At 45.5% G+C, this 13,813-nt stretch carries 11 protein-coding genes and 1 riboswitch; all 11 genes read right to left on the reverse strand.

Features of this window, described 5'->3' with window-relative positions; genetic code table 11:
• Positions 1 to 31: 31 nt before the first annotated feature.
• Positions 32 to 1,264, reverse strand: coding sequence for an aspartate kinase (locus NST56_RS15280; protein ID WP_095714268.1), 1,233 nt, complete (start codon positions 1,262 to 1,264; stop codon positions 32 to 34).
• A 124-nt stretch (positions 1,265 to 1,388) separates the two neighbouring features.
• A riboswitch (Lysine riboswitch) is annotated at positions 1,389 to 1,568 on the reverse strand.
• A 64-nt stretch (positions 1,569 to 1,632) separates the two neighbouring features.
• Complete coding sequence (gene uvrC, locus NST56_RS15285) at positions 1,633 to 3,405, reverse strand: excinuclease ABC subunit UvrC (RefSeq protein WP_010335210.1); 1,773 nt, start codon at positions 3,403 to 3,405, stop codon at positions 1,633 to 1,635.
• A 135-nt stretch (positions 3,406 to 3,540) separates the two neighbouring features.
• Entirely contained in the window at positions 3,541 to 3,855 is a 315-nt protein-coding gene (trxA, locus tag NST56_RS15290) for a thioredoxin (RefSeq protein WP_003222500.1), read from the reverse strand.
• Positions 3,856 to 4,168: 313 nt separating this feature from the next.
• Positions 4,169 to 5,656 (reverse strand): alpha-N-arabinofuranosidase, encoded by a 1,488-nt coding sequence (locus tag NST56_RS15295; RefSeq protein WP_326332317.1) that lies wholly within the window; start codon positions 5,654 to 5,656, stop codon positions 4,169 to 4,171.
• Positions 5,657 to 5,861: 205 nt separating this feature from the next.
• Positions 5,862 to 6,839, reverse strand: a complete 978-nt coding sequence (locus NST56_RS15300) for an electron transfer flavoprotein subunit alpha/FixB family protein (protein WP_339177551.1) — start codon at positions 6,837 to 6,839, stop codon at positions 5,862 to 5,864.
• 35 nt (positions 6,840 to 6,874) lie between these two features.
• Positions 6,875 to 7,648, reverse strand: coding sequence for an electron transfer flavoprotein subunit beta (gene etfB / locus NST56_RS15305; RefSeq protein WP_168748476.1), 774 nt, complete (start codon positions 7,646 to 7,648; stop codon positions 6,875 to 6,877).
• A 14-nt stretch (positions 7,649 to 7,662) separates the two neighbouring features.
• On the reverse strand, positions 7,663 to 8,439 hold the full coding sequence (locus NST56_RS15310; RefSeq protein ID WP_010335214.1) for an enoyl-CoA hydratase: 777 nt from the start codon (positions 8,437 to 8,439) through the stop codon (positions 7,663 to 7,665).
• 14 nt (positions 8,440 to 8,453) lie between these two features.
• Positions 8,454 to 9,038, reverse strand: a complete 585-nt coding sequence (gene fadR / locus NST56_RS15315) for a fatty acid metabolism transcriptional regulator FadR (RefSeq protein ID WP_251187590.1) — start codon at positions 9,036 to 9,038, stop codon at positions 8,454 to 8,456.
• A 118-nt stretch (positions 9,039 to 9,156) separates the two neighbouring features.
• Entirely contained in the window at positions 9,157 to 10,839 is a 1,683-nt protein-coding gene (locus NST56_RS15320) for an AMP-binding protein (RefSeq protein WP_339177556.1), read from the reverse strand.
• Positions 10,840 to 11,026: 187 nt separating this feature from the next.
• Positions 11,027 to 11,431: a DUF350 domain-containing protein gene (locus NST56_RS15325; RefSeq protein WP_010335217.1), complete on the reverse strand. Its 405-nt coding sequence runs from the start codon at positions 11,429 to 11,431 to the stop codon at positions 11,027 to 11,029.
• A 14-nt stretch (positions 11,432 to 11,445) separates the two neighbouring features.
• Complete coding sequence (locus tag NST56_RS15330; protein WP_339177559.1) at positions 11,446 to 13,803, reverse strand: endonuclease MutS2; 2,358 nt, start codon at positions 13,801 to 13,803, stop codon at positions 11,446 to 11,448.
• Positions 13,804 to 13,813: the final 10 nt, after the last annotated feature.

Below are 13,813 nucleotides of genomic sequence, written 5' to 3' on the forward strand. Positions count from 1 at the left end.
GGTGACTGCATGAGTCCCGCCTTTTTGGTTGTCATGACACAGCTGAAGGATGTTTCGAGAGTTCAAACGCATCGTGCAGTGCTTCCACCGCTTTTACCATGTCATTTTCGCTCACTACTGTTGAAACTTTGATTTCAGATGTGCTGACCATTTTGATTAATATGTTTTTTTCCGCCAGTACTGCAAACATTTCAGCCGCTACACCGGGATTTGATACCATGCCTGATCCAACAATGGATACTTTCGCCAATTTGCTTTCAGTTTCAATTTTTTCGAATTCAAGCGCGTCTTTGTACTCTTCAAGTACGGCAACAGCCTGGTCCGCGTCTTCTGATTTAACAGAGAAGGAAATACCGGTCTCATGGTCTCCCGCCTGCGTTTGGATAATGATATCCACATTAATGTTTCGTTTTGCAAGAGTTGTAAAAATGGTAGACAAAGTGGTCAGTCCGCTTGTCAGCCCGTAGATGGTTACCCTTGTGATTTGATCTTCGAACGCGATGCCTCTTACGATAAGGTTCTGCTCCATGGATGATTCCTCCTCAATTAATGTTCCCGCTTCTGTTTCTGTACTTGAACGCACTTCTAACGGCACTTGGTAATTTTTCGCGAATTCAACAGCTCTTGGATGAAGAACACCGGCGCCTAAATTGGCAAGCTCCAGCATTTCATCGTAAGAGATGCCGGCAAGCTTTCTCGCTGATTTCACGTAGCGCGGATCGGTTGTAAACACGCCGGGCACGTCGGTATAAATATCACATTTGTCCGCTTTTAATGCGGCAGCCAAAGCCACTGCTGTTGTGTCTGAACCGCCCCTGCCCAAAGTCGTGATTTCACTGTCGTCTGTCATGCCTTGAAATCCTGCCACAACAACTACTTTTCCCTTTTGAAGCTGGCTTTCTAAGGCAGACGTGTTTATATCCGTAATTCTGGCGTTGCCATGGACGTCCTCGGTGCGGATCCCCGCCTGCCATCCTGTATAGGAAACGGCGTCATAGCCTTTTTCCTGCAGCGCCATGGAAAGCAGGGAAATGGTAACCTGCTCGCCTGTTGCCAGCAGCATATCCATTTCACGTTTGCTCGGCTGATCAGTAATGTCTTTTGCGAGGCTGACCAATGCATCAGTGGATTTCCCCATAGCTGATACGACAACGACGACTTGATGGCCTTTCTGTTTTTCCGCAATGACGCGATTTGCTGCATTTTGAATTTTTTCGACTGAGCCGACGGAAGTACCTCCGAATTTTTGTACAATGAGACCCATGTTAACCACCCTTTACATTTTGGTTCGTGCGGGTGAGGAGAAAGAGCGCTTTGTCCACAATAAAAAAAGCAATGAGAGGAACTGCTCTCATTGCTTATCAATTAATCATCAAGATGATTATGAACAACGAGATAGCCCTCCAAGAAAATGATTTCTTGACAGCCTTACATTTATTCAATGCACGGCCAGCAAATAATACCGATGGGGTTTTATTTGCTTCGGCGACGCTCCCCTTTCAGCCTTTTTCTCAGAATCCATCTTTCTCCAAAGGCTTACTCTTGAAGTTCGCACCTCTATCTTCACCATATTACACGATCTAATTATGAAATTAGTTCACATTTTATCAGAACTTTTTCAAAAGGACAACATTATTTTTGCAATTTGTCATAAAGCAGCTGTGCCGGCGCTTCGGGAACCCCTGCTTTTTTGATGTCCTCAAGGCTTGCTTCCTTCATTTTTTTGACGGAACCGAAATGCTTTAACAGCATTTTCTTTCTTTTTTCTCCGATACCCGGTATGTCGTCCAAAACAGATTGAAATGCGCTTTTCCCGCGGATCTGTCTGTGGAAGCTGATCGCAAATCGGTGCACCTCATCCTGAATGCGCTGAAGCAGGTAAAATTCCTGGCTGTTTCGTTCAAGGTAAACCGCCTCAAGCGGATCACCGATTAATAAATTGGAGGTTCTGTGTTTATCATCCTTTGCCAAACCGGCAATCGGGATGTCCAGGCCGAGTTCGTTTTCTACGACGTCACGGGCCGCGTTGATCTGGCCTTTCCCTCCGTCTATAATGATCAGATCAGGCAGCGGCAGGTTTTCACGAAGCACTCTCGTATATCTTCGTCTGACAACCTCTCTCATTGAGCCGTAATCATCAGGCCCTGTGACAGTTTTGATTTTGTACTTGCGGTATTCCTTTTTGTATGGTTTGCCATCGATGAACACAATCATCGCCGAAACCGGGTTAGTCCCTTGTATATTCGAGTTATCGAACGCTTCGATTCTGTGCGGGGTATAAATATTTAAGGCGTCTCCGAGTTTCTGCACAGCACCGAATGAACGCTCCTCGTCACGTTCGATTAAAGAGAATTTTTCTTTAAGCGCGATTTTTGCGTTTTTATGTGCCAGCATAAGCAATTCTTTCTTCGCCCCTTTTTTCGGCTGATGGACGTTTGTTTCCAACAGCTGCTCAATCATCGATTGATCAACGCTGTCCGGCACTAAAATTTCCTTCGGCAGAAAATGGTTGTTTTTTGAATAGAACTGCCCGATGAAGGTAAGGAACTCTTCATCTGCTTCCTGATAAAGCGGAAACATGCTGACGTCACGTTCAATAAGCTTTCCTTGCCGTACGAAAAAGACCTGTACGCACATCCAGCCTTTATCATAAGCGTAAGCGAACACGTCACGGTCGACTAAGTCGTTCATGGTCATTTTTTGTTTTTCCATCGTTGAATCGATATGAGCGATTTGGTCACGAAGTTCCTTTGCCCGTTCAAACTCAAGGTTCTCAGCCGCCTCAAGCATTTTCTCTTCAAGCTCTTTTTTGACGTCGTTATAGCCGCCCCTTAAGAAACGGGTAATGCTCTCTACCAGTTCTCTGTTTGTCTCTTCTGAAATGTCCTTTACACACGGAGCGAGACATTGTCCGAGGTGATAATAAAGGCACACTCTGTCCGGAAGCTTGGAGCATTTTCTGAGAGGGTAGAGACGGTCGAGCAGCTTTTTTGTCTCCCTTGCGGCCTGCACATTCGGATACGGTCCGAAATAGCGCCCTTTGTCTTTTTTGACGTTGCGGGTGACAATCAGCCTTGGGTGGCGTTCATGGGTAAGTTTTATAAAAGGATAGGTTTTATCGTCTTTCAGCATGACGTTATATTTCGGATCATGCTTTTTAATCAAGTTCATTTCTAAAATAAGCGCTTCAAGATTGGAGGACGTCACGATATATTCAAAATCCTCAATTTCCGTCACAAGCCTCTGTGTTTTTGCGTCATGAGAGCCGGTAAAGTAGGAGCGCACTCTGTTTTTCAGCACTTTTGCTTTTCCTACGTAGATCACTGTCTGCTGACGGTCCTTCATTAAGTAACACCCTGGCTGATCGGGAAGGAGGGCGAGTTTTTCTTTCAGTTGTTTGTTCATATGTTACCCTTCCTTATATTTAGTCCTTTGCTTCCAGTTTAACACGAACAGGTGTTTTTCTCCATGATTCACAATTGGCGAATAAAAAAAGCGATCCCTCAATTGGAATCGCTCTGGCATGTAAGCAGCCGAAAATTAAAGATGTTTGTTTACAAGCTCTTGAAGCGCTTCTTTCGGTTTGAAGCCGACAGATGTTTCAACAACTTCTCCGTCTTTTAAGACAAGAAGTGTCGGGATGCTCATAACGCCGTATTTGCCGGCTGTTTCTTGGTTCTCATCTACATCGATTTTCACGATTTTTAGTTTGTCGCCCATTTCTTGATCCAATTCTTCAAGAACAGGTGCAATCATTTTACAAGGTCCGCACCAAGGGGCCCAGAAATCAGCCAGTACGACGCCTTCGCTTGTTTCAGCTGAGAAAGATTGATCAGTTGCTTTTACGATAGCCATTATTGAATTCCTCCAATTGTGAAATGATGATTTTTAGTATAGCATCTCCCATTCGTTCACGCTATTTAAATGCTTATAAATTATTTTTTCCTGATCACAATCGGTTTACTCATAGAATGGGGCATTTCGAAATTAAAACACGAATCTGATAATCGCTCCGATCACCACAATTGCGCCGATGATCATTAAAATTGTACGAAGCATAGGACAACATCCCTTCTATAACCGTCATATACTTTACCATGCCCTTTCGGAGCTGTTTCAAAACAAAAAAGAGCGCTGTCCTCTAATGGATCGGCGCTCCTTTTTTTGGTTAAGAATCAGTCCGTAATGTGAGTAAGACAACTGCCATTGGCGGCAGCTTTGCTTTCAATTTGTTTTTATTTACAGAATAACGGCTGAACGATTCAGGTTTTACGTGCTCCGGGTCATCAAACGTGTTATGGGCGTTCATCTTCTCCGCAGTCAGGATAACGCCGGAATGATCCCCAGTCTTGTGAAGACCTCTCAGCTCAATCTCCACCTCTGCTTTATTTTGATGATCAATGTTACAGATGCTGACGTTTATATCGCCTTCCGCATTTCTTGATGCCGACACACTGATTTGAGGCAGCGTTTCTCCCTTCCATTCATAGTCAGCGGACGTTGTTTCAGTATCTAAAAGAGAGGCATCCTGATGTACCTTAAACATATCAAACACATGGTATGTCGGCGTTAATAGCATTCGTTCCCCCTCAGTCAGAATCATAGCTTGAAGAACATTTACCGTCTGCGCGATGTTGGTCATTTGCACCCGGCGGCAATGCTGATGGAAAATGTGAAAGTGAGAAGCTGCGACCAGCGCGTCACGAATGGTGTTCTGCTGATATAAAAAGCCTGGGTTCGTGCCTGGCTCAGGATCAAACCATGTGCCCCATTCGTCAATAATCAGTCCGACCCGCTGCTCCGGATCGTACCGGTCCATAATTGTGCCGTGTTTTTGAATCAATTCATCAATGTATTTGGCCTTTTTCATTGTGATGAACCATTCGTCCTCTGTAAATTCTGTGGCCGATCCTTTGCCCTTCCAGAAATCTCCCGGAATCGTGTAGTAGTGGAGACTTAGCCCGTCCATCAGGCCAGCTGCTTTTTTCATGAGCACGTCCGTCCAATTAAAATCATCAACGTTTGCACCGCCGGCAATTTTATAAATTTCATTGCCGCTGTAATTGCGGACATACGTTTGAAAACGGCGGTATAGATCGGCATAGTACTCTGGGTGCATGTTGCCGCCGCAGCCCCAATTTTCATTGCCCACTCCAAAATATTTCAACTTCCAAGGCTCTTCTTTTCCGTTTTGTTTTCTCCAATCTGACATTGGCGTGCCTTCTTTAAAGGTCATATATTCGATCCATTCCGCCATTTCCTGAACTGTTCCGCTCCCTACATTGCCGCAAATGTAAGGTTCGCATTCAAGCAGCTCGCACAGCATCATAAATTCATGTGTCCCGAATTCATTTGATTCAACTGTGCCGCCCCAGTGAGTGTTGAGCATCGTCTTGCGGTCACCCACACCGTTGGCCCAATGATATTCATCCGCAAAGCAGCCGCCCGGCCATCGGAGGACAGGAATACGCAACTGTTTCAGCGCTTCTAACACATCTTTTCTTATACCGTTTATATGAGGAATGCTTGATTCCGTTCCGACCCAAATCCCTTCATAAATCCCTCTTCCTAAATGCTCAGCAAAATGACCGTATATATTTTTGTTGATCGTTCCTTTTACAATATCCGTTTGAATCACTGCTGTATGTTCAGACATGCTTGATCATTCCTTTCATACAAATATGAAAAGCACCACAGTCAAATATAGGATTTGTGTTTGGACTGAGGAGTCAGCATGAATGTAAGCGCTTTTAAAGTAACCTTATTATATATGTCCGTACATGTCAACGACTTTTTTTATTAATAATGATTTGTACGTATGTATTCAAAAACCCCGAACTTCTGCAGTCCGGGGCTTCCCTTTATGAGTGAATATTCAGCTGTTTGAATTCTTCCGTCAGTAATGGGACGACTTCAAATAAATCGCCTACGATACCGTAATCAGCTATTTTAAAAATATCGGCTTCTGGATCTTTATTGATGGCGACAATCACCTTGCTGTTGGACATACCTGCCAAATGCTGGATAGCGCCTGAAATTCCGCAGGCGATATACAAATCGGGAGTGACAACTTTTCCGGTCTGTCCGATTTGGAGAGCATAGTCGCAATAATCAGCGTCACACGCCCCGCGTGAAGCGCCGACTGCTGCGCCCAGCACCTCGGCAAGCTCCTGCAACGGCTGAAAGCCTTCCTTGCTTTTTACTCCGCGGCCGCCCGCCACAATGATTTTCGCTTCAGAGAGATCAACGCCGTCCGCTGTTTTTTTGACGATCTCTTGTATGACGGTACGGAGATCTGTAAGGGAAACTTCGATGCTTTCCATGCTGCCTGCCCGGCTGGTGTCTTTTTCTAACGCTTGAATGTTGTTGGGGCGAATCGTCACAAGCGTCATCGGATCCGTTGAAATGACGCGTTCAAATGCCTTCCCTGAGTAAATCGGTCTTGTAAAAACGACGTTTTCTCCGGTAACGCTTACATCTGTAGCGTCAGAAATCAATCCTGTTTGGAGCCGGGCTGCAAGCTTCGGCGACAGATCCTTCCCCATTGCAGTGTGTCCGCATACGACCGCATTAGGTGTTTCCTTTTCAATAATGGTTCGCATCACTTGGCTGTATCCGTCTGCCGTATATGCCTTAAGCTTTGGGTCCTCAGCTGTGAGAACTTTGTCTGCACCGTAGTGGATAAGCTCCTCTGCATGCTGTGATACGTCTTCTCCTATAAGAACACCGATTACTTCTCCATCATCTGAAATGGTTCTTCCAGCGGAGATTGCTTCAAAGGTGACATTTCGCAGTTCTCCGTCACGCATTTCTCCGAGTACGATCACTTTTTTTCCCATTCTAACATCCCCCTGTTTCTTTGAATGTGCAAGCGCTAAATGACTTTCGCCTCGCTGCGGAGCAATGATACGAGCTCTTTTGCCTGTTCGGCAGGCTCACCCTGCAGAAGCTTCCCGGCTTCTTTTTTCGGCGGCAGAAAACGTTCAATTGTTTTCATTTTTGGTTCAGCATCTTCTTCATCCAAGTCCAGATCATCCAGCTCAAGCTCTTCAAGCGGTTTTTTCTTGGCTTTCATAATTCCCGGAAGCGATGGGTAGCGAGGTTCATTTAAGCCTTGCTGAGCTGTGACAAGCAAAGGGAGAGTCGTTTTGATTTTTTCAACATCCCCTTCAACGTCCCTTTCTGCTTCTACGTCACTTCCATTGATATCGAGTTTAGTAATCGTCGTGATGCACGGAATGTCTAGAAGCTCAGCCAGACGTGGCGCCACTTGTCCTGAGCCTCCATCGATCGCGACATTTCCGCCGAGAATGAGGTCAAACTCCTGATCCTTCATATAGTGGTATAAAACTTGAGAGATGGAATACTGGTCGGGTTCTTCGAGATCATCTTCTATGTTGATTAAAACGGCTTGGTCACATCCCATGGCAAGCGCTGTACGCAGCTCCTTTTCCGCTTCTTCGCCGCCAACAGTAACAACAGTGATGGTGCCGCCGTGTTTTTCCTTCAGCTGAATAGCTTCTTCAATCGCGTACTCATCGTACGGATTGATAATCCATTCAGCTCCGTCATCTTGAATCTTTCCCGCGTCAATGACGATTTTTTCTTCTGTGTCAAACGTCCGTTTCATCAGTACAAATAGATTCATGATCATATCCCCTTTTATTCGCCTTTGAACTGAGGCTTTCTTTTTTCGAGAAATGCCTGAATGCCTTCCTTGGCGTCCTCCGACTCAAACGCTTCTCCAAACCGCTTTGCTTCAAGCTTTAAGCTGCCTTCATAGGAATACACCTTGTTTGTATAGAGAAGCTCAAGCAGAGACGCCATCGTTTGCGGGCTTTTTTCTGCAAATTTGGCGGCAAGCGTTTTCGCTTTTTCAAGCACTTCTGCTTCATCTTTTGCTCCAATTGTCACAAGTCCGAGGTCAAGCGCTTCTTTTCCCGATATCGGTTCTCCTGATCCAATGAGTTCCAATGCTTTTGCTGTACCAATGTATCGCGGGAGCCGCTGTGTTCCGGCAAAACCGGGAATAATGCCGAGGTTAAGCTCCGGAAGCCCCAGCTTGGCATCTTCTGCCGCGATTCTGATATGGCAGGACATTGCAAGTTCCAGCCCGCCGCCGAGGGCAGCTCCGTGAATCGCCGCGATAATTGGTTTTGGAAAGCTCTCAATTCTCTCCATCAGCTGCTGGCCTCGTTCAGCCAGCAGTGAGGAATCCTCACTGTTTCTCAGTGATGTAAATTCTTTGATATCAGCGCCGGCGGAGAAAAACCTTCCCTCGCCGTGAATAACAATGCATCGCACGCCGGCATCTGTTTCACACTGATCTAGACAGGAGGACAGCTCTTCTAATATACGGCTGGAAAGCGCGTTTGCCGGCGGATTGTGAATGGTCATAACTGCAACAAATTGATCAACTGCGAGTGATATTGCATTCATAGGACAGAACTCCTTTACTTATTGTGAATTCCGGATACCAGTAATTCTAAAACACTGTCTGACAAAGCAGCCAGATCATACTTTTGATCATTCATCACCCAGGTCGTCACGGTTTCGTCAATCGTTCCAAAAATCATCTGCCGGGCGAGACGGACATCAAGGCCTTCTTTTAACTCGCCTGATTGTATTCCTTCCGTCAGAATGCTGTCTAAAATATTTAAGTAGCCTTTTAATATTTCATTAATTTTCTGCCGGAGCTCCAAATTGGATTGGCGGAGCTCAAGCTGAGTGACAATAGCGAGGTTATGGTCGCCCGCCAAAAGTGAGAAGTGTTTTGAAATCACGAGCGCCAATTTCTCTTTTGCTGTTGCCTTTTCTTTTATGTCCTCTTCCATCCGCTCAATGAATTGGCCCATTTTTTCTTTAAACAGAGAAATTAAAATGTCTTCTTTATTTTTAAAATAAAGATAGATGGTGCCGTCCGCCACTCCGGCTTGTTTGGCGATTTTAGATACCTGTGACTGGTGGTAGCCGTTTTCCGCAATGACTTCAACTGCTGCATCAATAATCTGCATATACTTTGGCCGTTTTTGCTTCAATTTTCATCGTTCCTTCCTATATAAATGAATGACTATTCATTCATAATTTTATGATAAGAAGGATTTTCCGCTTTGTCAAGTTTATTCATTAATGTTCTCTTTTTCATGGCTCTATTTGTTACTTGATAGGATGATTTTCGGTTTCTTCTTCAAGTAAACGCCTTCTTAAAATTTTCCCAACCGCTGTTTTCGGGAGCTCTGTTCTGAATTCATAGGCTTTCGGCACTTTATAGGGTGCAAGACGGGCTCTGGCGAAAGCGTCCAGCTCTGCTGCATCGGCTTGTGCGCCTTTCTTTAATACGACAAACGCTTTTACCGTTTCCCCTCTGTACGAATCAGGCACGCCTGCAACGACAATTTCCTGAATCGCTTCATGTTCGTACAGCGCTTCTTCAACTTCACGCGGGTAAATATTGTAGCCGCCTGCGATAATAATGTCCTTCTTCCGGTCGGCTATATAGAAAAATCCTTCTTCATCCATATAGCCCATGTCCCCAGTGAAGAGCCATCCGTCCCTTAAGACTGCAGCCGTTTCCTCCGGCTTGTTCCAGTATCCCTTCATGACCTGCGGGCCTTTTACGATGATCTCACCATGCTCATACGGAGCGGCAAAATGGCCAGTCTCCTCAGAGTAAATGGCTGCGTCTGTATTCGGCCAGGGACAGCCGATACTGCCGGGTTTGTTTTTCCCCCAGATAAAATTAGCGTGTGTCACCGGAGATGCCTCGGATAAACCATATCCCTCCACAAGATTTCCGCCAGTCACCTTTTCAAATTGCTGCTTCACCTCAACAGGGAGAGCGGCTGATCCGCTGAGGCAGCTTTTAATAGATGACAGATCGTATTGCTGTAATTGAGGATGATGCAAGAGGCCAATATAAATCGTCGGCGCGCCTGGGAACAGTGTCGGTTTTTGTTTATCGATAATTTTGAGCGTGTGCAGCGGATCAAACTTGGGAAGCAGGATCATTTCAAATCCTTGTTTAATCGAATAATTCATCACGGCTGTCAGCCCATAGACATGAAAAAACGGGACTATGCCAAGCACTTTTTCATCGCCTTCCTTTACGTTGTACATCCATGCCGCACACATTTCGGTATTGGCTAAAATATTTCTGTGCGTAAGCATGACTCCTTTTGGCGCTCCCGTCGTTCCTCCGGTGTATTGCAGAACAGCGATATCATGCTCGGGGTCAATGTCCGGAATTGTGATTAGCTCTGTTTTTTCCCGCTTCATGCTTGAAGCAAAGGTATGAATATTGTCGTTTTCATCAAAGTCAATGTGCACTTTTTGTTTTTGCGTAAGCGGATAGAGAATATTTTTTGGAAACGGCAAATAGTCTTTTATACTCGTCACCAAAATCTGATCTACAATTGATAACGTTTTCATTTTTATTGCCTTCGGGAAGAGCAAATCTAAGGTGATGATCACGCTGGCCTCTGCGTCTCTCAGCTGATATTCGAGCTCATGCTCGGTGTAGAGCGGGTTTGTCTGCACTACGATACCGCCGGCAAACAGCACCCCATAATAGGAAATGATGGATTGCGGACAGTTAGGCAGCATGACAGCCACTCTGTCTCCTTTTTGCAGGCCATTTTGCTGCAGAAAAGCTGCGAGTTTAAGAGCATCCGTCAAAATGTCATGAAAGGTGAGTTTTTTTCCGAAAAAAGATACGGCTGTTTTGTCAGGAAATCGTGCGGCGGAGTCTGTCAGGATGGATTGCAGGGTTTGGGTCGGCAACGGAAGCTCATGCGGGATATCTTCGGGATACTCGGCTAGCCACGGCTTTTGAGACTGCATATAACCTCCCCTTTCGGTTTTAGAGTTCACCCTATTATTATAGCAGATGGACGGCAAAAAAAAGAAAAAGAAAGGAAAATCTTTCTTTTTCTCAAAATATGAACAGATATATAAGACCAATCAACAAAAAGATTCCCGCCGCGGCGAGCAGTATTTTTGCAATCTTTTCCATCTATTCTCCGTCCCCTTATATTCCGGCTGCCACAACAAATGAAAGCCCGACAGAAATGACAAATGAGATAAAGCCGACAGCCCGGTTATCGTTTTCAATTTCTTGATCAATTTTAAACCGCGGTGTCAAAAACTCAAAAATGAAGTAGCTGATCAAAAGCATAACAAACCCGTATACACCCCAGCCGATCATTTGCAGCAGAGAATTGTGCTGAGAGATAGAGTGCTGGAACACATTTGCTATCCCTAAAATTTTCCCGCCGGTTGCCATTGCCACAGCGAGATTACCATTTTGAATCTCTTCCCAGTTTTTATAAGCTGTCACCAGCTCAAACACAGTCAAAAAGAGGACGAGGCAGAGAACCGCGACACTGTAATACGCCGCGATTTCCACAAGCTCGTTTTCCCAAAAATCACTCATGGCCATACTCCCTTTTATTTTAGTTCAACAATTGTAACGCCTGATCCTCCCTCACCAGCTTCACCGAAACGGGAGCTTTTAACGCTGCGATGATTTTTCAGGAGATCCTGCACGCCTTTTCTTAAAGCACCGGTACCTTTGCCATGGATAATGGACACTCTTGGATATCCCGCTAACACCGCGTCATCCAAGTATTTTTCAACACGGCTGAGTGCATTTTCATAGCGCTCGCCGCGAAGATCAAGTTCAAGCGATACGTGGTAATCTTTGCCCTTAACCGCTGTAATGTGTTTTTCTTTTTTTGGTTCCGGAGCCGATTTGATAAATTCCAGGTCTTTTTCTTTCACTTTCATTTTCAAAATGCCGATTTGAACATTCCATTCATTGCCGCCGGTTTTTTCAAGCAATGTACCTTTCTGCCCGAACGTAAGGACTTTTACTTCATCCCCAGGCTTCAAGACGCGTTTCTGCGTTTTCGGTTTTTCCGGTTTTTTGGACTTTTCAAAGGTCGGCATAGCGTCTTCTAATCGTTTCTTCGCGTTGATTAGTTCGTGATCCTTGAAGGATTTGTGTTCTTCTTTAATCGAGCGTAATTCGTGAATGATGTCTTCAGCTTCTTTTGTGGCCGCTTTAACTTTTTCAGCCGCGTGAAGTTCGGCCTCTTCCATCAATTTGTCTTTTTTGCTGTTGAGTTCGATGATTTGCTGCTGCAGCTCTTTATGCAGCTTTTCGGCCTCTTTTCTGATCGACTCTGTTTCAGAAAGCTCTTCTTCCGCCCGTTTTTTGCTTTGTTCAAGAGACGCAATCATCGTATCGACCTCATTATGCTCGGCCGTCATTTCTGATTTCGCCTGTCCGATAATATGGTCCGGAAGCCCGAGCCGTTTAGAAATTTCAAAGGCGTTGCTTCGTCCCGGTACACCGATTAAGAGCTTATAGGTTGGTGAAAGGGTCTCAATGTCAAATTCGACACTGGCGTTCATGACGCCTTCTCTGTTATAGCCATACGCCTTTAGCTCCGGATAATGCGTAGTCGCTAATACTCTGGCATTGGTGCGGTGGACTTCATCCAAGATGCTCATGGCGAGTGCCGCGCCTTCTTGCGGATCTGTACCCGCGCCCAGTTCGTCAAAGAGCACAAGGCTGTTTTCGTTGACTTGCTTTAAAATGCCGACAATGTTCACCATATGGGAAGAAAATGTACTTAAGCTTTGCTCGATCGACTGTTCATCGCCGATATCAGCGAACACATGCTCAAATACAGCGGCTTCCGATCCTTCATCTGCCGGAATATGAAGGCCCGATTGCGCCATTAAGGTCAACAGCCCCAGTGTTTTTAAGGTAACTGTTTTCCCCCCGGTATTCGGCCCTGTAATCACGATCGTTGAAAAATCGCCGCCCAGCTCGATATCATTGGCGACCACTTGATCAGGCGGAAGCAACGGATGGCGCGCTTTTTTCAGACGGACAAAGCCACTGTCATTCATGGTCGGTTTTGTTGCTTTGACCGCTTTTGCGTATCTCGCTTTTGCAAAAATGAAGTCTAGCGTCTGCAGGACTTGCAAATCTTGAAAAAGCTCCTCTGTGTGCTCTGCCGTATGCTCTGTCAGCACGCGTAAAATCCGTTCAATTTCTTGTTTTTCTTTCACTTTCGCCTGCTGAAGCGAGTTGTTCATATCTACAATCGCCTGCGGTTCAATGAACAGGGTTGCGCCAGAAGAAGAGGTGTCATGCACAATACCTCCGTAGCTCGATCTGTACTCTTGTTTGACCGGGATAACAAAGCGGTCATTTCGGATGGTAACAATCGTATCAGACAGCATTTTCGAAGCGGAAGAGGAACGCAGAATTGATTCTAAACGGTCTCTGATTCTCGATTCGAGCGTTCTGAGCTGCGTGCGGATACCTCTTAACGTTTCTGACGCGTGGTCAAGCACTTCGCCGTGATCATCTATGCAGGAATTGATTTCTCGTTCTAAATCGGGCAGTGTAATGAGCTGTTCAGTATATTGCTGCATCAGCGGAATGTCGACTCCGTCTTCAGCCATTTGTCCGAGAAAATGTTTCATTTGTTTGACTGCGTAAAGCAGCCCTGATATTTCAGTGAATTCCGAGGGACTGAGAACGCTGCCGATTTCTGCCCGTCTTAATGCCCCTCTGATATCGGTAAGACCGCCAAACGGCGCCTGGCCTCGCAGCCGGATGATCGCAGAGGCTTCATCTACCTCATCCAGCTGTTTTTTGATTTCGTCAATCGAAGCAGAAGGCTTTAGCTGGAGAAGCATTTCTTTTCCGAGCGAAGAAGCGGCGTGCTCGATTACCTGTTCTTTCACTTTATGGAATTCAAGAGATGATAATACTTTTTGCTGCACGGTTGTGTGA

The sequence above is a fragment of the Bacillus sp. FSL R5-0560 genome (genome assembly GCF_037966305.1).
Taxonomy (GTDB): domain Bacteria; phylum Bacillota; class Bacilli; order Bacillales; family Bacillaceae; genus Bacillus; species Bacillus mojavensis.

What these genes read in the sequence shown, in the direction of transcription:
- NST56_RS15280 (WP_095714268.1), bottom strand. Translation starts at nt 1,264, where the DNA reads ATGGGTCTCATTGTACAAAAATTCGGAGGTACTTCCGTCGGCTCAGTC.
- uvrC (WP_010335210.1), bottom strand. Translation starts at nt 3,405, where the DNA reads ATGAACAAACAACTGAAAGAAAAACTCGCCCTCCTTCCCGATCAGCCA.
- trxA (WP_003222500.1), bottom strand. Translation starts at nt 3,855, where the DNA reads ATGGCTATCGTAAAAGCAACTGATCAATCTTTCTCAGCTGAAACAAGC.
- NST56_RS15295 (WP_326332317.1), bottom strand. Translation starts at nt 5,656, where the DNA reads ATGTCTGAACATACAGCAGTGATTCAAACGGATATTGTAAAAGGAACG.
- NST56_RS15300 (WP_339177551.1), bottom strand. Translation starts at nt 6,839, where the DNA reads ATGGGAAAAAAAGTGATCGTACTCGGAGAAATGCGTGACGGAGAACTG.
- etfB (WP_168748476.1), bottom strand. Translation starts at nt 7,648, where the DNA reads ATGAATCTATTTGTACTGATGAAACGGACGTTTGACACAGAAGAAAAA.
- NST56_RS15310 (WP_010335214.1), bottom strand. Translation starts at nt 8,439, where the DNA reads ATGAATGCAATATCACTCGCAGTTGATCAATTTGTTGCAGTTATGACC.
- NST56_RS15320 (WP_339177556.1), bottom strand. Translation starts at nt 10,839, where the DNA reads ATGCAGTCTCAAAAGCCGTGGCTAGCCGAGTATCCCGAAGATATCCCG.
- NST56_RS15325 (WP_010335217.1), bottom strand. Translation starts at nt 11,431, where the DNA reads ATGAGTGATTTTTGGGAAAACGAGCTTGTGGAAATCGCGGCGTATTAC.